18 protein-coding genes, 1 tRNA gene and 2 pseudogenes are annotated in these 20,399 nt (G+C 70.3%); 10 read left to right on the plus strand and 11 right to left on the minus strand.

Annotated features, from left to right (window positions below):
• The first annotated feature begins 103 nt into the window (after nt 1–103).
• From ACFYWX_RS22015 to grrM, 3 genes are all read left to right on the plus strand, one after another.
• Nucleotides 104–1,306, plus strand: coding sequence for an SUKH-4 family immunity protein (locus ACFYWX_RS22015; protein ID WP_389425751.1), 1,203 nt, complete (start codon nt 104–106; stop codon nt 1,304–1,306).
• Between the two features lie 66 nt (nt 1,307–1,372).
• The gene (locus tag ACFYWX_RS22020; RefSeq protein ID WP_389425752.1) at nt 1,373–1,666 is read left to right on the plus strand and encodes a hypothetical protein; all 294 of its coding nucleotides are present in this window, start codon (nt 1,373–1,375) and stop codon (nt 1,664–1,666) included.
• Complete coding sequence (grrM, locus tag ACFYWX_RS22025) at nt 1,663–2,856, plus strand: cyclophane-forming radical SAM/SPASM peptide maturase GrrM/OscB (protein ID WP_389425753.1); 1,194 nt, start codon at nt 1,663–1,665, stop codon at nt 2,854–2,856. The genes ACFYWX_RS22020 and grrM overlap by 4 nt, the downstream gene beginning before the upstream one ends.
• A gap of 95 nt (nt 2,857–2,951) precedes the next feature.
• On the opposite strand, the pseudogene ACFYWX_RS22030 reads toward grrM, so the two are convergent.
• A pseudogene (locus tag ACFYWX_RS22030) lies at nt 2,952–3,536 on the minus strand (DinB family protein).
• A gap of 5 nt (nt 3,537–3,541) precedes the next feature.
• Between ACFYWX_RS22030 and ACFYWX_RS22035 the strand changes: the two are divergent.
• Complete coding sequence (locus ACFYWX_RS22035; protein ID WP_389425754.1) at nt 3,542–3,709, plus strand: hypothetical protein; 168 nt, start codon at nt 3,542–3,544, stop codon at nt 3,707–3,709.
• A 78-nt stretch (nt 3,710–3,787) separates the two neighbouring features.
• Here ACFYWX_RS22035 and ACFYWX_RS22040 read toward each other — a convergent pair.
• Together ACFYWX_RS22040 and ACFYWX_RS22045 are read right to left on the minus strand one after the other, a co-directional pair.
• Nucleotides 3,788–3,862: transfer RNA gene (locus tag ACFYWX_RS22040), tRNA-Cys, on the minus strand.
• Between the two features lie 159 nt (nt 3,863–4,021).
• Nucleotides 4,022–4,147, minus strand: a pseudogene (locus ACFYWX_RS22045) (HAD family hydrolase); the annotation flags it as partial.
• Nucleotides 4,148–4,631: 484 nt separating this feature from the next.
• On the opposite strand from ACFYWX_RS22045, the gene ACFYWX_RS22050 reads away from it, so the two are divergent.
• Complete coding sequence (locus tag ACFYWX_RS22050; protein WP_389425755.1) at nt 4,632–6,077, plus strand: MFS transporter; 1,446 nt, start codon at nt 4,632–4,634, stop codon at nt 6,075–6,077.
• On the opposite strand, the gene ACFYWX_RS22055 is transcribed toward ACFYWX_RS22050, so the two are convergent.
• A complete protein-coding gene (locus ACFYWX_RS22055) occupies nt 6,021–7,277 on the minus strand; it encodes an MFS transporter (RefSeq protein ID WP_389425886.1) in 1,257 nt (418 codons plus the stop codon). The two genes, ACFYWX_RS22050 and ACFYWX_RS22055, sit on opposite strands and share 57 nt — an antisense overlap.
• A gap of 250 nt (nt 7,278–7,527) precedes the next feature.
• Here ACFYWX_RS22055 and ACFYWX_RS22060 point away from each other — a divergent pair, with 250 nt between their 5' ends.
• From ACFYWX_RS22060 to ACFYWX_RS22070, 3 genes are all read left to right on the plus strand, one after another.
• Nucleotides 7,528–9,330 carry a DEAD/DEAH box helicase gene (locus ACFYWX_RS22060; protein WP_389425887.1) on the plus strand — a complete coding sequence of 601 codons (1,803 nt, stop codon included), beginning with the start codon at nt 7,528–7,530 and terminating at the stop codon, nt 9,328–9,330.
• A 326-nt stretch (nt 9,331–9,656) separates the two neighbouring features.
• Nucleotides 9,657–10,298 (plus strand): IclR family transcriptional regulator, encoded by a 642-nt coding sequence (locus ACFYWX_RS22065; RefSeq protein WP_389425756.1) that lies wholly within the window; start codon nt 9,657–9,659, stop codon nt 10,296–10,298.
• Between the two features lie 202 nt (nt 10,299–10,500).
• Nucleotides 10,501–11,292, plus strand: a complete 792-nt coding sequence (locus ACFYWX_RS22070; protein WP_389425757.1) for a PDZ domain-containing protein — start codon at nt 10,501–10,503, stop codon at nt 11,290–11,292.
• A 23-nt stretch (nt 11,293–11,315) separates the two neighbouring features.
• Here ACFYWX_RS22070 and ACFYWX_RS22075 read toward each other — a convergent pair whose 3' ends face one another.
• From ACFYWX_RS22075 to ACFYWX_RS22095, 5 genes are all read right to left on the minus strand, one after another.
• Complete coding sequence (locus ACFYWX_RS22075; RefSeq protein ID WP_389425888.1) at nt 11,316–12,197, minus strand: glycine betaine ABC transporter substrate-binding protein; 882 nt, start codon at nt 12,195–12,197, stop codon at nt 11,316–11,318.
• A gap of 68 nt (nt 12,198–12,265) precedes the next feature.
• On the minus strand, nt 12,266–13,093 hold the full coding sequence (locus tag ACFYWX_RS22080; RefSeq protein ID WP_389425758.1) for an ABC transporter permease: 828 nt from the start codon (nt 13,091–13,093) through the stop codon (nt 12,266–12,268).
• Nucleotides 13,090–14,328, minus strand: coding sequence for an ABC transporter ATP-binding protein (locus ACFYWX_RS22085; RefSeq protein ID WP_389425759.1), 1,239 nt, complete (start codon nt 14,326–14,328; stop codon nt 13,090–13,092). The genes ACFYWX_RS22080 and ACFYWX_RS22085 overlap by 4 nt, the downstream gene beginning before the upstream one ends.
• Nucleotides 14,321–14,968: an ABC transporter permease gene (locus ACFYWX_RS22090; protein ID WP_389425760.1), complete on the minus strand. Its 648-nt coding sequence runs from the start codon at nt 14,966–14,968 to the stop codon at nt 14,321–14,323. Before ACFYWX_RS22090 ends, ACFYWX_RS22085 begins: the two co-directional genes overlap by 8 nt.
• A gap of 167 nt (nt 14,969–15,135) precedes the next feature.
• Complete coding sequence (locus tag ACFYWX_RS22095; protein ID WP_389425761.1) at nt 15,136–15,606, minus strand: Lrp/AsnC family transcriptional regulator; 471 nt, start codon at nt 15,604–15,606, stop codon at nt 15,136–15,138.
• Between the two features lie 123 nt (nt 15,607–15,729).
• On the opposite strand from ACFYWX_RS22095, the gene hppD reads away from it, so the two are divergent.
• Entirely contained in the window at nt 15,730–16,875 is a 1,146-nt protein-coding gene (gene hppD, locus ACFYWX_RS22100; protein ID WP_389425762.1) for a 4-hydroxyphenylpyruvate dioxygenase, read from the plus strand.
• 8 nt (nt 16,876–16,883) lie between these two features.
• On the opposite strand, the gene ACFYWX_RS22105 is transcribed toward hppD, so the two are convergent.
• A complete protein-coding gene (locus ACFYWX_RS22105) occupies nt 16,884–18,371 on the minus strand; it encodes a tetratricopeptide repeat protein (RefSeq protein ID WP_389425763.1) in 1,488 nt (495 codons plus the stop codon).
• A 92-nt stretch (nt 18,372–18,463) separates the two neighbouring features.
• On the opposite strand from ACFYWX_RS22105, the gene ACFYWX_RS22110 reads away from it, so the two are divergent.
• Nucleotides 18,464–19,879, plus strand: coding sequence for an FAD-binding oxidoreductase (locus ACFYWX_RS22110; protein WP_389425764.1), 1,416 nt, complete (start codon nt 18,464–18,466; stop codon nt 19,877–19,879).
• A gap of 1 nt (nt 19,880) precedes the next feature.
• Here the strand turns inward: ACFYWX_RS22110 and ACFYWX_RS22115 are convergent, their stop codons facing one another.
• Complete coding sequence (locus ACFYWX_RS22115) at nt 19,881–20,294, minus strand: SsgA family sporulation/cell division regulator (protein WP_389425765.1); 414 nt, start codon at nt 20,292–20,294, stop codon at nt 19,881–19,883.
• Between the last annotated feature and the right edge of the window lie 105 nt (nt 20,295–20,399).

Below are 20,399 nucleotides of genomic sequence, written 5' to 3' on the forward strand. Positions count from 1 at the left end.
GCGTAGTGTTCTGGGCAGTGGGGAGGCCCGCCTGCGATCACCACGTACGGCCGGCTGTCGTGCCCTGCCCGGGGACGAGGAACATTCACACGGGGGAAGAACGATGAGCACGACCGACACCGTGGACACTGCCGGCACTGCGGACCCCTTCGGCACCGCGATGATCGTCCTGACCGAGACGGAGCTGGGCGCGTACGTCACGCACGCGCCGTCGCGCCGCTGGCTGACCGGCCCCGGACTGCCCGGCGTCGGCGGCCTGTTGACGTTCGAGGCGCTGCGCCGGGACGGCCTGCGCACGGTCGCCGACTCGACGGGCGACCCGGACAGCCGCCTCTCGCCGGAGCTGCGGGACCAGCTGGTCATAGGGGGCCTGCTGGGCGCCGCGGGCCCGGAGACGGAGTCGGTCCTGCTCGACGGGTCGACGGGCGAGATCTCGACGACGTACTTCCTCCACGACCGTCCCGACCTGATGGACCGTCGCCCGTTCGCGCCGTCCCTGGAGAAGCTGGTCCGCTTCGCCACGGCGGCCGACGAACTGGCGGCCCTGCGCGGCCAGTTCGCGGCGTACGCGGGCCGCTTCGGCCCCCAGGCGGTGGCGGAGGCGTCGCGCCAGTTGCTGGCCCTGTACGAGGAGGGCACGGGCGGCGACGTCCCCCCGTTCTGGAAGATGGCGGCGGTGATCCGCCCCCTGGCCCTGGTGGCGGGCCGTGGCACCGTCTCCGAACTGGCCCTGGACCTACCGCTCCGCCTGCTCGACGAGGAGTTCGGCGCCGGCGCGATCGTCCGCTTCGAGGACGTCGACTTCCCGCCCACCCTCACCCACGAGCCGACCCGCCGCTTCCTGCGCGAGGTGGGCCTGCCGGAGGAGGTCGTCTGGTTCACCCTGGACACGGACATGCCCCTGCGGACCCTGACGGAGTACGCCGAGGAGGGCTCGGTCGACCTCCCCGAGGGCGCGGACCGCCTGATCCGCCTCGGCCACCTGCTGGAGGACACCAGCCTGGTCATCGACGGCACGACGGGTGCAATCCTCTGCTGGTCCGAGCCGGACACCACCCTGCGCCCCCTGAACGCCGACATCTCCACCCTCGGCTTCACGTTGTGGCTCATCCACCGCGAACAGACCCTGGACGCGGAACACGGCCTCACCGAGGCCTACGACCAACTGGCCGACACCATGACCCGCACCCTCGCCGCGGTCGACCCCCTCGCCTGCAACCACACCCTCCTGACCCCGGGCGACGACGGCTGGCGCTACTGGCCGGAGGTCTTCGAGGACCAGGCGGGCGGGGGACTGTACGCGTAGGAGGGCCGCACCTCGTACGGCGTAACCCAACCGCCCCGAGGCGGACGAGGCGGTTAGCGTCGAATCATGGTGGACAACAACCCCGGCAACGACACCGGCCAAGGCACCCCGCGAGACCCCGACATCGAGTCCGTCTTCGAGACCATCGAGCAGCTGCACGAACGCATCGCGGAGCTGCGCCCCGATCTCATCTTCAACATCTCCTTCGGCCACCGGCTCAAAGCCCCGGAGCGCAACCGCAAGGAGCCCGCGCCGGACGAGGCGAGGTTCGGCGACTACTTCGCCCTGAGCCAGTCGTTCGACAACGTCTTCGACAAGGCCGGCGACGGTTTCATCAACATCCACAGCCTCCCGGTGTGACCAGCGCACCGATGGGTCGCCCGGAGATCCGCCTGGCGATCCTGCAGCCCACGTCCCTGTGCAATCTGAACTGCACGTACTGCTACGTCCCCGACCGCAGGAACGCGGCACTGATGTCGGACGAGGTGCTGGAAGCGGCCGCGAGCTTCGTGTTCGAGGCGGCACCGGAGTCCCAGCGTGCGTTCACGATCCTGTGGCACGCGGGGGAGCCGCTGACCGCCGGCCTGGACTTCTACCGCCGAGCCTTCGAGACCTTCGAGGCCGCACGACCACGCGACGCGACGGTGCGCCACTCCTTCCAGACGAACGCCACCCTGGTGACGGACGAATGGAGCTGCTTCTTCGCATCGCACGGGGCGACCATCGGAGTGAGCGTCGACGGCCCGCGCGCACTCCATGACGCGAACAGGGTCAGATGGTCAGGCAAGGGATCCTTCACCCGCACGATGCGCGGCGTCGCGTCCCTGCGCCGCCACGGCTTCGACCCCGCCGCCATCTGCGTACTGACCCCCACGTCACTCCAACACCCCGACGAGATCTACGACTTCTTCCGCGACGAGGGCTTCCCGTCCGTCGGATTCAACGTCGAGGAATCCGAGGGCAGCTACGCGCGCTCCCGCCACCTCGACCGGGACCGTGGCGACACACGCCAGGACTACATGCGCTTCATGCGCCGCATCTGGCAGCGTCGGCAGTCCGACCAAGGCCGCCTGCGCATCCGTGAGTTCGACCGCGAGCTGGCGATGATCCGCGACCTGCGCCGCGACCCGGATTTCGTGGCCACCCCGGACGAGGTGGTGACCTTCGCGAACGTCACCATCCGCCGAGACGGCGGCATCAGCACGTTCGCACCGGAGTTGGCCTCCACCGCGAGCGCCGAGTACGACGACTTCGTCATCGGCAGCGTACTGGCGGACTCACCGGCGGACGTCCTGTCAGGCGCTGCTCTGCACCGCCTGCGCGAGGACCTGGAAAAGGGCCGCGACCTGTGCCGCCGACAGTGCGCCTACTTCCCGGTGTGCGGCGGCGGCTATCCCTCCAACAAACTCGCGGAACACGGCACCCTGGAAGCCGCGGAAACGTCGACCTGCCGCCTCCACAGAATGGCCCTCACGGACGTGGTGATGACAGAACTGACGGCACTCAACCAGCACGTCAATGTGCTCGGTAGCCCCGCATTCCCAATGTGAATTGTCGGAGTAAGTCTGCCGTTCTGGATGGGCATTCGCGGGTGTGGCGCCGAGGGTGGAAAGTCCGAGTGCTGCGCCGATGCACGCCGCGGCATTTAAGCCTTGATTGGTGCGGCCGACCTGGCGGCCTGCTCGATCTTCGCGCAGTAGGCTGCACGGGCTTCCTCGTTGATCTGCTTCTCGTGTTCGGCGCGCAACCCGGTCCGGCCGTCGAGGCCCTCGCGCAGGATATCGGCGTGCCCGGCATGCCGGATGGACTCGCCGAGGACATGGACCATGATGGCGAACAGGTTCGTGTTGGGATAAGGCTCCGGCCACCACGGCACGTGGCCGGGGGCGTCGAGGGGAAGCTCGTTGAGCGTCGCGTCCGAGTGTTCTCACGTGCGCCGGTAGAACCCGATGATCTGATCGCGGGTCTCGTCCTCGGTTGCCCACAGATCGCTGCCGTTGGAGTCCTGCCACCGGGGCAGCGGTTCCGGGGAAGGGCGGTCGAAGACCTCGCCGAAGTACCTGGCCTCGACGGTGGCCACGTGTTTGACCAGGCCGAGGAGGTTGGTCCCGGTCGTTGTCAAAGGTCGGCGGGCGTCGTATTCGGACAAGCCGTCGAGTTTCCAGAGCAGCGCCTTGCGGTCCCGCCGCAGTCTCCCGTGCAGGTTGTCTCTCGCGAATTCATCGATCATGCGGCATGAGCCTGCCATGGGCTGCTCGTGGTCTCAAGATCCCGTACGTGGTCCGCAACGACTGGCAGAGCCGAGGCCTGGCCATGGCCGCCGCCCTTACCTGCTACAAGAAGTCCGACGGGGCGCGGGGCGCCCTCAATGTAGTAGTCCTCGGTGTAGTAGTGACGAACTGAGACGGGACTGAGACGGACCGACCGAGAGGGCGGCACCCTTTCGGGGGTGCCGCCCTCTCGGTCTGCCTGGTCAGTCAATGGAGGCCGTGGCGGGAATCGAACCCACGTAACTCGCTTTGCAGGCGAGCCCCTAAACCACTCGGGCACACGGCCGGACTCCGAGTTCGTCGGGGAGTGGAGGCTCCTGTCCGAACTCGGTGAGATGACCGTAGGCCGGGGTGGGAAGGGAGCTCAAGGGACACGCCGGGTCTGCAATGGGACTGCCATACGCCGTTCACAAAGGGCGCGTCGTGCTGGTCGTACTCCCTCGACTCAGCTGGGCTTCTCGCCGAGCGCGGCGCGCAGCCAGTCCAGTGGTCCCATGCTGAGCAACTGGTCGGCGAGTGCGATGGCGGTCTTGGTGGTGAGGCGGGCGCGGCTGTTGTCGATCCAGCGTTGGCCCACCGCGTGGGGGCAGCCCTCGGACGTCGACGCGTTCCTCGACGAGGCCCTCAACGGTGGTCCGGCTCATCTGCGATTCGCGCTATCAGCGCGACTACGCTCTTGTACCGGACGGTATGCCCGAGACGTGGCGGGGACGCGGCCGAGGAATAACAAGGGCTGGGCGTCGACTGCCTGGGGCGCGACTCCTATGTGGGTGTGCCTCGGGTGGGAGCGGGGTTCGACTCCGAAGCCGGTCGCTCGTACTGGTCCGGCCGGACTCCGAGTTCGTCGGGGAGTGGAGGCTCCTGTCCGAACTCGGTGAGATGACCGTAGGGCGGGGTGGGGAGGGGGCTCAAGGGGCACGCCGGGTCTGCAGTGGGACTGCCATGCGCCGTTCATGAAAGGGGTGGCGGCGGGGTGGTCGTAGGACCAAGGGTGCAGGGAGAGGTCCGGCTTTCGACAGGGGTCAAAGCCGGCTGTGAACCTTACGCTGGGCTGCATGACCGCCCTCGACAACTCCGCGATCACCTACGACAGCGAGATACGCGAAGGGGTGTTGGGGCGGTCCTATCGGGCCCTCAGCGTCGGCATCGTCTCCGTCGTGCTGCTCATTGCCTTCGAGGCGACTGCCGTCGGGACGGCGATGCCCGTCGCCGCGCGGGAGCTGGACGGGGTGTCGCTGTACGCGTTCGCGTTCTCGGGGTATTTCACGACGAGTCTGTTCGGGATGGTGCTGGCCGGGCAGTGGTCGGACCGGCGGGGGCCGGTGGGGGCGTTGACCGGGGGGATCGTCGCGTTCGCGGCGGGGTTGTTGGTGTCGGGGACGGCCGGGGTGATGTGGTTGTTCATCCTGGGGCGGGCCGTGCAGGGGCTCGGGGGCGGGCTCGTGATCGTCGCCTTGTATGTGGTCGTCGGGCGGGCTTATCCGGAGCCGTTGCGGCCGGCGATCATGGCGGCGTTCGCGGCGAGTTGGGTCGTGCCGTCCGTTGTCGGGCCGCTCGCCGCGGGTGTGGTGACCGAGCAACTCGGGTGGCGGTGGGTGTTCGTCGGGATTCCGGTTCTGGTGGTGTTCCCGCTCGCGCTTGCCCTGCCTCAGATACGGCGGCGGGCCGCGGGGCCCGTGGACGCAGGCCGGGAGGCCGGCGCCTTCGACCGGCGTCGGATTCGGCTCGCGCTCGCCATCTCCCTCGGCGCCGGGCTCCTGCAGTACGCAGCCCAGGACCTGCGGTGGGTCTCGCTCGTGCCCGGTGTCGTGGGCGCCGCGCTGCTCGTGCCGGCCGTGCTGGGGCTGTTGCCGCGGGGCACCTACCGGGCCGCGCGTGGTCTTCCGTCGGTCGTGCTGCTGAGGGGCGTGGCGGCGGGGTCCTTCATCGGTGCCGAGTCCTTCGTACCGCTGATGCTGGTCACCCAGCGGGGCCTCGCGCCGACGCTCGCCGGGCTCTCGCTCGCGGCGGGTGGAGCGACCTGGGCGCTGGCTTCGTGGGTGCAGTCACGCTCGCGGGTGGAGCCGTACCGGGAGCGCCTGATGACGGTGGGGATGCTGCTGGTGGCGGCGGCCATCGCCACCGCGCCCAGCGTGCTGCTGCCTGCCGTGCCCGTGTGGACGGTCGCCGTGGCGTGGGCGTTCGGGTGCTTCGGGATGGGGCTGGTGATCTCCTCCACCAGTGTGTTCCTGCTCCATCTGTCCGCCCCGGAGGAAGCCGGTACCAACTCCGCCGCCCTTCAGATTTCCGACGGACTCTCCAACATCCTGCTGCTCGCGGTCGGGGGTGCCGCCTTCGCCGCGCTCGGCGGCGGCGACGTCACTCACAGCGTCACCCACAGCGCCGCGGAGGCCGCCACCACCTCCCACCCCGCTGCCTTCGCGGTCGTGTTCCTGCCGATGGCGTCAGTCGCTCTCCTGGGGGCTTGGGTGACGACCCGACTGCGCGAACGGGAGAGCTGAACCGGGCGACCCCACTCCGGCCCCGGTCCCCGCCCGCTCCCGCAGCACCAGCCCCACGAACACCACCGCGATGGCGATGGCCACGCCGTGCGCGACCGCGACGACCGCCAGCGGCGAGTACGCCTCCAGCGCCGCGCCCACCGCGACCATGCCGACGCCGAAGCCGAGGCTCTCCACCGTGGCCGACAGCCCGAAGGCGTGCGTGCGCAGGGTGTCCGGCAGGGTCTGGAGGTGCGAGGTGTACGACACCTCGGTCAGGCCGTCGGCCGCGCCCGCCACCAGCGCCACCAGCACGGTCACCGCCCACGGCAGCCCGGCGAAGGCCAGGATGAACCCGGCGGACATCGCGATCGTGCCGAACCCGAAGCCCAGCGCGCCCACGGCCCGGCCCGAGCGGCGCGTCCAGCGCTGGATCACCTGCTGGACCAGGACGTTGCCGACCGCCCACACGCACCAGAAGACGCTCACGAACACCGCCGGGCTGTCGGTGTCCAGCTCGGTCGAGTACACGGGCAGCGCCGCGTTGTGGGAGGACGAGCCCAGCGCGTCCACCGCCCGCAGCAGCACCATCAGGCCGAGCACGGGGGCGGCGGCCAGGGCCACGACGGCACGGGGCACCCGACGCCGCTCACGGACCTCGCCGTCGTCCCCCGACGCCGCCGGCTTCCCCGAGGACGCGGGCAACTGCGCCACCGCCACCGCGCACACCAGGAACGTCACCATGTCCACCAGGAACGCCGCCGTGTACCCGAGCAGCGACACCACGACACCGGCCGACGCGAACCCGGCCACCATGGCCAGCGAACGCCAGCTCACCATCAGCGAGTTGGCCCACGTACGGCGCTCCTTTGCCACCATCTCCGGGATGACCGAGCTGCGCAGCGCGACCACGAACACCGTGCCCGTGACCCCGCCCACCGCCGAGACGACGAACAGCGTGGCCGTGCGCAGCCCGTCGGGCACCGTCACCAGGACCACCAGCACCGCCGCCTGCACCACGTTCACCCAGAACATGACGCCCCGCGCCGACCACCTCGCCAGCACGGGACCGACGACCAGCCCCGCCACGAACCCCGCCGCGAGCCGTACGGCCATGAACGCGCCGACGGCCACGGCCCGTTCGGTGACGGCGTACACGTACAGGTTCAGCGCCACCATGTTCAGGTAGGTGCCGTACGAGGAGAGCGCGTAGCCCCCGATCAGGATCCGGTACCTGCGTTCACTCGTCACTCCCGAACGCTAGGCGGGCCGTCGCTGCCTCGTCCATGCGATCTTTGGACAGCTTCGCCGCCCCCGGCCGGCTTCGGCTGTGACGTGTGTGACGTGAATCCCACCTCCCCCGGGCCGGGCGTTGTTCGCGCGTTGACGCCCGCGCACCGCCGGTAGGGTGGCCCGGTTGTCATACGTAGCCGACCCCACCCCCGAGCCGCCCGACCCCCGTACGGAGACCGTGACTACCACCGCCGCTTCCTCCACCTCCCACTCCCACCACCTCTCGCCCGCCTTCCCGGGCCGGGCCCCGTGGGGTACCGCCAGCAAGCTGCGCGCCTGGCAGCAGGGGGCGATGGAGAAGTACATCCAGGAGCAGCCGCGTGACTTCCTCGCCGTCGCCACGCCCGGCGCCGGAAAGACGACCTTCGCGCTGACGCTGGCGTCCTGGCTGCTGCACCACCACGTCGTGCAGCAGGTGACCGTCGTCGCGCCCACCGAGCACCTGAAGAAGCAGTGGGCGGAGGCCGCCGCGCGGATAGGGATCAAGCTGGACCCGGAGTACAGCGCGGGCCCGCTCGGCAAGGACTACCACGGCGTCGCCGTGACCTACGCGGGCGTCGGCGTCCGGCCGATGCTGCACCGCAACCGGTCCGAGCAGCGCAAGACCCTCGTCATCCTCGACGAGATCCACCACGCCGGTGACTCGAAGTCCTGGGGCGAGGCCTGCCTGGAGGCGTTCGAGCCCGCCACGCGCCGACTCGCCCTCACCGGCACGCCCTTCCGCTCCGACACCAACCCCATCCCCTTCGTGACGTACGAAGAGGGCAACGACGGCATCCGGCGGTCCGCCGCCGACTACACCTACGGCTACGGCAACGCGCTCGCCGACCACGTCGTCCGGCCGGTCATTTTCCTGAGTTACAGCGGCAACATGCGCTGGCGCACCAAGGCCGGGGACGAGATCGCCGCCCGGCTCGGCGAGCCCATGACCAAGGACGCGGTCAGCCAGGCCTGGCGTACGGCGCTGGATCCGCGCGGCGAGTGGATGCCCAGCGTGCTGCGGGCCGCCGACCAGCGGCTGACGGAGGTCAGGAAGGCCATCCCGGACGCGGGGGCCCTTGTCATCGCCTCCGACCAGGACTCCGCCCGCGCCTACGCCAAGCTGATCCGCGAGATCACCGGCAACAAGGCGACCCTCGTCCTCTCCGACGACGCCGGCGCGTCCCAGCGGATCGACGACTTCAGTGGCAACAACGACCGGTGGATGGTCGCCGTCCGCATGGTGTCCGAGGGCGTCGACGTGCCCCGGCTCGCGGTCGGGGTGTACGCCACCACCATCTCCACGCCGCTCTTCTTCGCCCAGGCCGTCGGCCGTTTCGTACGGTCCCGGCGGCGCGGCGAGACCGCCTCCGTCTTCCTGCCGACCGTCCCCGACCTCCTCACCTTCGCCAACGAGATGGAGGTCGAGCGCGACCACGCCCTCGACAAGCCGAAGAAGGAGGGCGAGGAGGACCCGTACGCCGAGTCCGAGAAGGAGATGGAGGAGGCGAACCAGGAGCAGGACGAGGACACCGGCGAGCAGGAGCAGTTCTCCTTCGAGGCGCTGGAGTCCGAGGCCGTCTTCGACCGGGTCCTCTACGACGGCGCCGAGTTCGGCATGCAGGCCCACCCAGGGAGCGAGGAGGAGCAGGACTACCTCGGCATTCCCGGCCTCCTCGAACCCGACCAGGTACAGCTGCTGCTCCAGAAGCGGCAGGCCAAGCAGATCGCGCACAGCAAGAAGAAGCCGGACGCCGAGGCCGACCTGCTGGAAGTGCCCGCCGAGCGGCGGCCGGTCGTCTCGCACAAGGAGATGATGGAGCTGCGCAAGCAGCTCAACACGATGGTCGGCGCGTACGTCCACCAGAGCGGCAAGCCGCACGGCGTGATCCACACCGAGCTGCGCCGCGTGTGCGGTGGACCGCCGAGCGCGGAGGCGACGGCGGGGCAGCTGCGGCAGCGGATCGCCAAGGTGCAGGAGTGGGCGACGCGGATGAAGTGACGCCGGGGGCGCGAGCACACCGGCGCACCAGCGCACAGCACGCGGTCACACGCCGTACGTATCGGGACAAACGACGGTAGTCCCTCCCGGCCACTGCCCGGATTCTGGACGGAGCCTTCCGCTCAGCGAACCTGCTTCGCTACTGTCCCGCTACGCACACGCCCCGTGGCAGCGCCGCCGCGGAGCGCAGCCGTGAAGCGACTCGGCCCGGGCGAACCGGGGCCGCAGACCGATCGGCGGCCTCTGAAGCGCGTCGCTGACGGGACTCGGCGACGCATCGTTCGCGAGGGGGCTTGCCGACCTCACCACTTGGAGGAGTGGGCGTCGTGACCGCGGAGACCTCTCAGACGCTCGACCGGGGCCTACGGGTCCTCAAGCTGCTGGCCGACACGGACCATGGGCTGACCGTCACCGAGCTATCCAACAAACTGGGCGTGAACCGGACCGTGGTGTACCGGTTGCTCGCCACCCTTGAACAGCACGCACTCGTACGGCGTGATCTGGGCGGCCGAGCCCGGGTCGGCCTCGGGGTGCTGCGACTGGGCCGACAGGTGCATCCACTGGTGCGGGAGGCCGCGTTGCCGGCGCTGCGTTCGCTGGCGGAGGACATAGGGGCGACGGCACATCTGACGCTGGTGGACGGGGCGGAGGCGTTGGCCGTCGCCGTTGTCGAGCCGTCCTGGACGGATTACCACGTGGCGTATCGGGCGGGGTTCCGGCATCCACTGGACCGGGGAGCGGCGGGGCGGGCGATTCTCGATGCGCGGCAGCGGCCTTCGCAGGAGCCGGGGTACACGTTGACGCACGGGGAACTGGAGGCGGGGGCCAGTGGGGCGGCGGCGCCGTTGCTGGGGGTCACCGGTGTGGAGGGGAGTGTGGGGGTCGTGATGTTGGCTGATGCGGTGCCGGAGAGGGTGGGGCCGCGGGTTGTGGATGCGGCGCGGGAGGTGGCGGAGGCGTTGCGCTGAGCGCTGCGCTGAGCTGGTGCCGCGGGCTGGTGCTGGCGGGGGGCGGGTCGCGCAGCCCGGCGCTTACTGGGTGCCGCCTGCGCCCACCCTCCCTCACTCTCGGCTTCGCTCGAGCGGGGGGACCCCCATCGCCCCCAGGAGGCACGCATGCCCGCAGGGTGCGGGCGTATGGCTGAAACGCCCCCTCCGTTAGATTGATTCCGTGCTCTCTCGTCTCACGCGTCCCCAGGCTCTCGCCGTCTGTGCTGTGCCCTTCGTGGCGCTGGTTGCCACGGCGGCCTTCGTGCCGTTGCCGTTTTCGGTGGCGGAGCCGGGGATGACGGCGAACGTGCTCGGGGCGAACCAGGGGGAGCAGGTGATCACGATCTCCGGTGCGCCGACGCGGAAGACCAGCGGGCAGTTGCGGATGACGACGATCGAGGCGACCTCGCCGGACGCGGACGTCTCGCTGGGTGATGTGATCGACGGCTGGTTCCGTTCCGACCAGGCGATCATGCCGCGCGACTCGGTGTACCCCAGCGGCAAGAACACCAAGGAGATCGAGCAGCACAACACCGCGCAGATGAAGGAGTCCCAGGACACCGCGACCGAGGCCGCGCTCGACTACCTGGACCTCGACGGCAAGAACGTCAAGGTCACGCTGAAGCTCGCCGACGTCGGCGGCCCCAGCGCCGGACTGCTGTTCACGCTCGGCATCATCGACAAGCTCGACGGCGACGGCAGCGGCGGCGATCTCACCGGTGGCCGCAACATCGCCGGTACGGGGACGATCGACGCCGACGGGAAGGTGGGCGCGGTCGGGGGCGTGGCGCTGAAGACGCAGGCCGCCCGCCGGGACGGCGCGACCGTCTTCCTCGTACCGAAGGACGAGTGCTCCGACGCCCGGTCCGACCTGCCGAAGGGGCTGCGCCTGGTCCCGGTGACCACGCTGAAGAGCGCGGTCGACGCCCTCGTGTCCCTGGAGAAGGGCAAGGGCTCCGTACCGAGCTGCTAGCTCCGGAGTCAGGCGGGAGTTCCTTACTTCACGAACCCCTCCTCCTTCAGCCAGTCCAACGCCACCTGGTGCGGATCCTCCCCGTCGACGTCCACCTTCGCGTTCAGCTGCTGCGCCACCCTGTTGTTGAGCTTCTTGGTGATCGGGTTCAGGACCTCGGCGATCGCCGGCCACTTCTTCAGGGTCTTGGTGTTGATCTCGGGGGCCGCGTTGTAGTTGGGGAAGAACTTCTTGTCGTCGTCCATCACCACCAGGTCCATGGAGGTGATCCGCCCGTCGGTGGTGAACACCTCCCCGTAGACGCAGCTCCCCTTCGCGGCCTGTGTGTAGATGATCCCGGTGTCCATCTGGGTGATCCGGCCCGTCGGCAGGTTCATCCCGTACGCCTTCTGCATGCCCGGCAGGCCGTCCGCGCGGTTGGCGAACTCGCCCTCCACGCACAGCGTCACCGCCTTGGGGTCCCGCTGGGACAGCTCGGCCACGTCGGACAGCGTCTTCGTGCCGTACTTCTTGTAGTTGGCCTGGTTCATCGCCAGCGCGTACGTGTTGTTGAGCCGGGACGGCGGCAGCCAGGTCAGCCCGTTCTTCAGGTCGGCGTCGCGCACCGCCTCCCACTGCCGGTACGGGTCGGCGATGGGTTCGCTGTTGCCCTGGTACGTGATCCAGGCGGTGCCCGTGTACTCGTACATGGCGTCCGCGTCGCCCTTGAGGACCGCCTCGCGTCCGCCGATGGAGCCCTGGATGCCGGTGCGGTCCAGGACGTCCGCGCCGGCCGCCTGGAAGGCGATGCCCATGATCGCGCCCATGATGAGGCTCTCGGTGAACGACTTGGACGTCACGGTGAGATGGGCGCCCTCAAGCGGCTTGCCCCGCCCGATCGAGCCGGGTTGGACGTCGTCGACCATGGGGGAGCCGCTGGTCAGCCCGCAGCCGGACAGCAGCACCAGAGCCGCCGCCGGCCATGCGAGCCGCCTCACCTGTCCACCTCCAGCCCCCGCGGCCGCAGCAGCACCTCGGCCAGTGAGGCCAGCCAGTCGACGAGCAGCGCCAGGGCGACGGTGAGGACCGAGCCCAGCACCAGTACCGGCATCCGCTGGTTGGTGATGCCGGCGGTGATCAGCACGCCCAGGCCGCCGCCCCCTCCGAAGGTCGCCAGGGTCGCGGTGCCGACGTTCAGGACGAGAGCTGTGCGCACGCCCGCCAGGATCAGCGGGACGGCCAGCGGGAGTTCGACCTTCCTGAGCACGCCCGTGGGGGACATGCCGATGCCCCGCGCCGCCTCGAGCAGTGTGGGGTCGTTCGCCTTCAGGCCCGCGATGGTGTTCGACAGCACGGGCAGCACGGCGTAGGCGATCATGCCGATCAGGGCCGACCTGCGGCCGATGCCCAGCCAGATCACCAGCAGGGCGAGCAGACCGATCGCCGGGGCCGCCTGGCCCATGTTGGCGAAGGTCATCGCGATCGGGGTCGCCTTCCGCAGCGACCCGCGGGTCAGCAGGATGCCCAGCGGAATGGCGATGATCAGCACGAAGAAGGTCGAGATCACGGTGAGCTGGACGTGCTGCCACAACGCCTTGGACACCTGGCCGTTCGACAGCGCGTTCTCGGAGATCTGGTCCAGGTCCGCCTGCCGGAACCACAGCCAGGTCGCGAGCAGCAGGGCCACCAGGAACAGGGGCAGGAACGTCAGCTTCTGCCAGGTGATCCGTCTGCGCGCCGGGCCCGGCGGAGGAGGGGGCTCCTCCTCTTCCTGGTAGGCCGGATCCTCCGTCGCACGGTCCTGAAGCTCGGGGACGGTCACGCCTTCTCCTCCCCGCCGACACCCTCCTGCTCCGCGTGCGTCTGTGCGGCCCGCAGCTCCTCCAGCGCGTGCCGGTGCTCGGCGGCCTCCAGCCGGTCTGCCTCCATCAGCCCGTGCACCGAGTTCATGAGCGTCTCCACGTCGACGACCCCGGTGTACTCCCCGCGCCGCCCGGTGACCGGGACACGCCCCGCGCTGTCCGTGAGCACCGCCTCCAGCGCGTCCCGCAGGGTCGCGTCCCGGGTCACCGTGCCGGTCACCAGCGTGCCCGCCCGTGCCAGCGAGCCCCTGGCGCGCATCAGGTCGCCGCGCCGCAGCCACTTGTAGGGCCGGCCGCGCCGGTCGAGGAGCAGGATCTCGTTCGTCAGGCTGTCCCGGAGCCGGCTGAAGAACTCCTGGAGCGGGTCGTCGATGGTCACCGTCGCGTAGTCGGTGATCTCCACGTCCCGTACACGGGTGAGGTTGAGCCTCTTGAGGGCGGCGCCCGCGCCGACGAACCCGGACACGAAGTCGTCCGCCGGGTTGGTGAGGATCGCCTCCGGGGTGTCGAACTGCGCGATGTGCGAGTGCTCGCGCAGCACGGCGATCCGGTCGCCCAGCTTGATCGCCTCGTCGAAGTCGTGGGTGACGAACACGATCGTCTTGTGCAGCTCGTGCTGGAGGCGGATCAACTCGTCCTGGAGGTGGTCGCGGGTGATCGGGTCGACGGCCCCGAACGGCTCGTCCATCAGCAGCACCGGCGGATCGGCCGCGAGCGCCCGGGCCACGCCCACGCGCTGCTGCTGGCCGCCGGAGAGCTGGCGGGGGTAGCGGCCGTGGAACTCGCCGGGGTCGAGCCCGACGAGGTCCAGCATCTCCTCGACCCGCGCGGCGATCCGGTCCTTCGGCCAGCCGACCATCCTCGGGACCAGCGCGATGTTCTGCGCCACGGTCATGTGCGGGAAGAGCCCGGAGGACTGGATCGCGTAGCCGACCTTGCGGCGCAGCTTCACCGGGTCGATGTGGGTGACGTCCTCGCCGTCGATGCGGATGCGGCCGCCGGTCGGCTCGATCAGCCGGTTGATCATCTTCAGGGTGGTCGACTTGCCGCACCCGGACGGGCCGACGAACACGACCGTCTCACCCGCCCCGATCTCCATGTTCACGTTGTCGACGGCCGGGCTCGGGTTGCCCGGGTATCTCTTGGAGAGGTTCTCCAGCTCGATCGTGGCGCCCGTCGCGGTCGTCTCAGGCACGGATCCCCCTCGGAATGGTCAGCCGGCCGATGAGGACGTAAGCGGCGTCGAACAGCAGCGCCAGCACGACGATGCCGAGGGTGCCCGCGAGGACCTGGTTGAGCGCGTTCGCGCTGCCCAGGGAGGCGAGTCCGCGGAAGATCTCGTTGCCGAGGCCAGGCCCGGAGGCGTAGGCGGCGATGGCCGCGATGCCCATCAGCATCTGGGTCGCGACCCGGATCCCGGTCAGGATCGGCGGCCACGCCAGCGGCAGCTCGACCCGCGCCAGCCGCGCCGGCCGGGACATCCCGATGCCGTTGGCCGCGTCCACCAGCGAGGGATCGACGCCCCGCAGGCCCACGATCGAGTTCCGCACGACCGGCAGCAGCCCGTACAGCGTCAGCGCGATGACGGTGGGCGGCACACCGAGGCCCACGACCGGGATCAGCAGACCGATCATGGCCAGCGAGGGGATGGTGAGGAAGGTGGCCGTGGTCGTGGTGGCGAGGTTGCCGGCCCACTCGCTGCGGTAGGTCACCACACCGATCAGCACGCCGATCGCGGTGGCCAGGACCATGCACTGGAAGACGACGCTGGCGTGCTGGTAGGCGTCGGTGAGCAGCTGCTGGTGCCGGTTGCCCAGGTACTCCCAGAAGTTCACACGCGCTCACCCCGCTCCGCCGCGGCCCGCTACGTCGTCCTCGCCGAGTCCTCCTACGACGGCTCGCTCCCCTCCGGGGCGCTACAGCCTGGGACGAGAGACCGATCGTGCTCAGCCCTTCGGGCCTGCGCTCGGTCGGCCTCTCGTCCCAGGCGCGCCCCTTCGGCTCACTCGCGAAGCGCCGCCTGCTCCACCAGCGGGATGATCCGCAGCGGAACGGGGTTCTCCATCACGATCGCGGTGGAGGCCCGGACGATCCCATCAAAACCGACGACCAGGTCGATGACCCGCTGGAGATCGGCGTTCGAGCGGGCCACCAGGCGGCACAGCATGTCCCCGCTGCCGGTGGTCGTGTGCAGCTCCAGCACCTCAGGCACAGTCGCCAAGTGCGCCCGTACGTCGGCCCCTTGCCCCTGCCGGATCTGGAGCGTCGCGAACGCGGTCACGGGGTAGCCGAGCGCCGCCGGGTCCACCTCGGGCCCGAACCCGCGGATGACTCCATTCGACTGAAGCCGGTCGAGCCGCGCCTGCACGGTCCCGCGGGCCACCCCGAGCCGCCGCGACATCTCCAGGACACCCACGCGTGGCTCACGCGCCAGCAGCACGATGATCCGGCCGTCCAGCTGATCGATCGCCACGGCACCCTCCAGAGATGGTCATCATGTACAGAAAGCCCGGCATTATCGGTTCTTCACTGAGCAGGTTGCCCAGCGAATCCACGAACTATTGCGCACCTTGCCGCCCGGCGCGACGCTTTCGTCATGACCCAGACCACACACCACACTCCCGACACCGCCCGGCAGGCAGACCCCTTCCCGGTCAAGGGAATGGACGCGGTCGTCTTCGCCGTGGGCAACGCCAAACAGGCGGCGCACTACTACTCCACGGCCTTCGGCATGCGGCTGGTCGCGTACTCCGGACCGGAGAACGGCAGCCGCGAGACCGCTTCGTACGTCCTGGAGAACGGCTCCGCCCGCTTCGTGTTCACCTCGGTCATCAGGCCCACCACCCCCTGGGGCCGCTTCCTGGCCGAGCACGTGGCCGAGCACGGCGACGGCGTCGTCGACCTCGCCATCGAGGTGCCGGACGCCCGCCGCGCGTACGCCTACGCGATCGAGCACGGCGCCCGCTCCGTCGCCGCGCCGTACGAGCTGAAGGACGAGCACGGCACGGTCGTCCTCGCGGCCATCGCCACCTACGGCACCACCCGGCACACCCTCGTCGACCGCAGCAACTACGACGGCCCCTACCTGCCCGGCCACGTCGCCGCCGCCCCGCTGGTCGAGCCGCCCGCCCACCGCACCTTCCAGGCCGTCGACCACTGCGTCGGCAACGTCGAACTCGGCCACATGAACGAGTGGGTGGAGTTCTACAACAACGTCATGGGCTTCACGAACATGAAGGAGTTCGTGGGCGACGACATCGCCACCGAGTACAGCGCGCTGATGTCGAAGGTCGTCGCCGACGGCACGCTCAAGGTCAAGTTCCCGATCAACGAGCCAGCCCTCGCCAAGAAGAAGTCCCAGATCGACGAGTACCTGGAGTTCTACGGCGGTGCGGGCGTCCAGCACATCGCGCTCAACACCAACGACATCGTCCAGACGGTACGGACCATGCGGGCCGCCGGCGTGCAGTTCCTGGACACGCCCGACTCGTACTACGACACCCTCGGCGAGTGGGTCGGCGACACCCGCGTCCCCGTCGAGACCCTGCGCGAACTGAAGATCCTCGCCGACCGCGACGAGGACGGCTACCTGCTGCAGATCTTCACCAAGCCGGTCCAGGACCGGCCGACGGTGTTCTTCGAGCTCATCGAACGCCACGGCTCGATGGGCTTCGGAAAGGGCAACTTCAAGGCCCTGTTCGAAGCGATCGAACGCGAGCAGGCGAAGCGCGGCAACCTGTAAACAGGCGGTCACTCCTCCTCGGGCTCCGTCCCCTCCGCCGTCTCCTCTTCCGCCTCCGGCTCCTTCTCCGTCTCCTCCTCGTCGTCCACCACCGGCACGTCCGTCCACGGCGGCTCACCCAGGTCCGCCAGCGCCGTCCGTGCCGCGGGCGCGCCCAGCAGCGAGAAGTACGGGTTGATCCGCAGCGCCTCCTCCAGGTGTCTGCGGGCCGGCCCGTCCAGCCGCAACCGCCGCTCGATCATGCCCCGGTGGTACATGTACAGCGCGCTGCGCACCATGCCCCCGTGCGCCTTGTCCGTCGCCACCGTCGCGAAACGCAGTGCCTCCTCGCTCTCCCCGGCCCGGTGCAGCGCCCACCCCAGCGCGTCCGCCACCTCGATCCCCGGCTGGCGCGCCCACTCCTCCCGCAGCAGCCGCACCGCCGTCCGCGGGTCGCCGTGGTCCGCCTCGAACACCCCGAGGACCAGATCCCCGTCCACCCCGACCGCCGCGTCCTGCCGGACCCGGTCCCGCAGCAGGTCGTACTGCACCTTCGCCGCCTGCGTCAGCCCCAGCGACTCGTACAGCTCACCCAGCTCCAGCGCGTAACCCGGCACCGGCTGCTTGGCGAGCGCCACCCGGTACGCGCTCAGCGCCTCCGACGTCCGCCCCAGCGCCGCCAGCGCCCGCCCCTGCCCCGCCTGCGCGGCCCGCTGGTCCGGGTCGAGCCGCACCGCCTCCTCGAAGTGCCGCAGGGCGACCTCCCGCTCACCTCGCTCCCACGCCAGCTGCCCGGCCCGCTCCAGCCACGCCGCCCGCTCGGCCGGCGCCTGCGCTCCCGCCACCGCGTCGGACAGCGCGGCCGCCGCGTCCTCCCGCCGGCCCTGGTCCCGGTAGACAGCCGCGGCCCGCGCCAGGACGGCCGGCCCGGAACGCAGGCCGAGCAGCCGGTCCAACGCCCGCTTCGCCCCTTGGTGGTCACCCAGTCCCGTGTACGCGTCGATCAGCGGGGGATACGACGTCCACCGCTTCGGGTCCGCCTTCAGCGCGGCCTCGCCCAGGACCCGCGCCGAACGGAAGTCCCGGCACGCGTCGGCCAGCGCCGCCATGGCGTCCAGCGCCTCGGGGTTGCGCGCCGGGCCCACCCTCAGCGACGTCCGCAGCGCCCGCTCCGCCTTCGGGTAGTACGCGGCGGCGTCGGCGGTCCGCCGGCCCTGCTCGACGTACGCCGCCCCGAGCACCGCCCACGACCGCGCGTCCCGGGGATGCTTGCGCAGGTGCGCCTCCCGCTGACCGATCAGCACCGCCAGGTCGGGCAGCGCCGCCGGCACCCCGGCCCGTACCGCCGAACCCGCCATCGCGCCCGGAGCCGGCCCCACCGGCCCGCCGACCTGCCGTCCCCCGAACGGGAACACCATCACGCCGCCCACCACGGCGCCACCCGCGAGCAGGCCGACCAGCACCCGCCTGAGAACCCGCCCGCGCCCCTGCCTCACCGCGCCCACTTCGTTCTCCATGGCGCTCACTGTGCGTCAGTACGACGAGCACACCGCGACGGCCCAAGGGTGCCGCGGACGGGGTTCACACCGATGGCCCCGGGTGCGAGGCTGTGATCATGAGCCGTAGGGAAGCACCCCCCACCGAAGACACGGCGGTGACGGGCAACCTCGTCGACCGTCTGCTGAGCGGCCTGCCCGCCGAGGCGGTCCTCACCGACCCCGACGTCACCGCCTCCTACGCCAACGACATGGCCAGCTTCTGCCCGGCAGGCAGCCCCGAGGTGGTTGTCCTGCCGCGCACGGTCGAACACGTCCAGCACGTCATGCGCGTCGCGACCGAGCTGCGCGTCCCGGTCGTCCCGCAGGGCGCCCGCACCGGCCTGTCGGGCGCCGCGAACGCCTCCGACGGCTGCATCGTGCTGTCGCTCACCAAGATGGACCGCATCCTGGAGATCAACCCGGTCGACCGCATCGCCGTCGTCGAACCGGGCGTCGTCAACGCCACCCTCTCCCGCAAGGTGGCCGAGCACGGCCTCGCCTACCCTCCCGACCCCTCCAGCTGGGAGATGTGCACCATCGGCGGCAACATCGGCACCGCCTCCGGCGGGCTGTGCTGCGTGAAGTACGGGGTGACGGCCGAATACGTCCTCGGCCTCGACGTGGTACTGGCCGACGGCCGGCTGATGTCCACCGGCCGCCGCACCGCGAAGGGCGTCGCCGGGTACGACCTCACCCGCCTCTTCGTCGGCTCCGAGGGCTCCCTCGGCATCATCGTGGGAGCCACCCTGGCCCTCAGGCCGCAGCCGCCCGGGCAGCTGGTGCTGGCCGCCGAGTTCGCCTCCGGCGCCGCCGCCTGCGACGCGGTGTGCAGGATCATGGCGGGCGGACACGTCCCGTCCCTCCTCGAACTGATGGACCGTACGACGGTCAAGGCCGTCAACGAGCTGACGCACATGGGCCTGCCCGAGACCACCGAGGCCCTGCTGCTCGCCGCCTTCGACACCACCGACCCGGCCGCCGACCTCGCCGCCGTCGGCGCGCTGTGCGAGGCCGCCGGCGCCACCCAGGTCGTACCGGCCGAGGACGCGGCCGAGTCCGAACTGCTCCTGCAGGCACGGCGGTCGTCGCTGGTCGCCCTCGAGGCGGTCAAGGGCACCACGATGATCGACGACGTGTGCGTGCCCCGCTCGCGGCTCGGCGACATGCTCGAAGGGGTCGAGCGCATCGCCGAGAAGCACCAGTTGACCATCGGCGTCGTCGCCCACGCGGGTGACGGCAACACGCACCCCACCGTCTGCTTCGACGCCCAGGATCCCGACGAGTCCCGGCGCGCCCGCGAGTCCTTCGACGAGATCATGGCGCTCGGCCTGGAACTCGGCGGCACCATCACCGGCGAGCACGGCGTGGGCGTCCTGAAGAAGGAGTGGCTGGCGCGCGAGATCGGCCCGGTGGGCGTGGAGATGCAGCGGGCCGTCAAGCACGTCTTCGACCCGCTGGGCATCCTCAACCCGGGCAAGCTGTTCTGACTCACCGCGCGAGCAGCTGGGCCAGCGCGTCGTCCATCCCCAGCTGCTCGCCCTCGCTCCCCGGCGGCACCACCCGCAGCGTCCTCTCCAGCCAGGCCGACACCTGTGCGGCGGGTGCCTGAAGGAGGGCGTCACCGTCGGGTGAACTCAGCGCCATCAGGACGACGCTGCGCCCGTCCACCTTCGTCGGCCACACCCGCACGTCCCCGTTCCCGCACGGCCGGAACACCCCTTCCACCAGGAGCTCACGGGCGAACGTCCACTCCACCGGGTGGTCGGTGTTGATGTGGAAGGTGACGTGGACGGCGAAGGGGTCGTCGCTGCGGTAGCTCAGCCGGGCCGGAACCGGGACGCTGCGCTCCGGCGACAGGACGAGTCTGATCTCCAACTCGCGTTCCACCACGGTGTGCTGCATGGTCGTACGTCCTCTCTCCCGTGGCCCTGTGGGCGGGCCCGTACCGAGGGAGAGAGGGCTCGGCACCGGGCATTACGCGGGTTCGCGGAACTTTTTCCGCGCCAC

It is taken from the genome of Streptomyces sp. NPDC002888 (genome assembly GCF_042888465.1).
GTDB lineage: Bacteria > Actinomycetota > Actinomycetes > Streptomycetales > Streptomycetaceae > Streptomyces.

What these genes read in the sequence shown, in the direction of transcription:
- ACFYWX_RS22105 (WP_389425763.1), bottom strand. Translation starts at nt 18,371, where the DNA reads ATGGAGAACGAAGTGGGCGCGGTGAGGCAGGGGCGCGGGCGGGTTCTC.
- ACFYWX_RS22050 (WP_389425755.1), top strand. Translation starts at nt 4,632, where the DNA reads ATGACCGCCCTCGACAACTCCGCGATCACCTACGACAGCGAGATACGC.
- hppD (WP_389425762.1), top strand. Translation starts at nt 15,730, where the DNA reads ATGACCCAGACCACACACCACACTCCCGACACCGCCCGGCAGGCAGAC.
- ACFYWX_RS22075 (WP_389425888.1), bottom strand. Translation starts at nt 12,197, where the DNA reads ATGGTCGACGACGTCCAACCCGGCTCGATCGGGCGGGGCAAGCCGCTT.
- ACFYWX_RS22035 (WP_389425754.1), top strand. Translation starts at nt 3,542, where the DNA reads ATGAGCCTGCCATGGGCTGCTCGTGGTCTCAAGATCCCGTACGTGGTC.
- ACFYWX_RS22115 (WP_389425765.1), bottom strand. Translation starts at nt 20,294, where the DNA reads ATGCAGCACACCGTGGTGGAACGCGAGTTGGAGATCAGACTCGTCCTG.
- ACFYWX_RS22020 (WP_389425752.1), top strand. Translation starts at nt 1,373, where the DNA reads ATGGTGGACAACAACCCCGGCAACGACACCGGCCAAGGCACCCCGCGA.
- ACFYWX_RS22015 (WP_389425751.1), top strand. Translation starts at nt 104, where the DNA reads ATGAGCACGACCGACACCGTGGACACTGCCGGCACTGCGGACCCCTTC.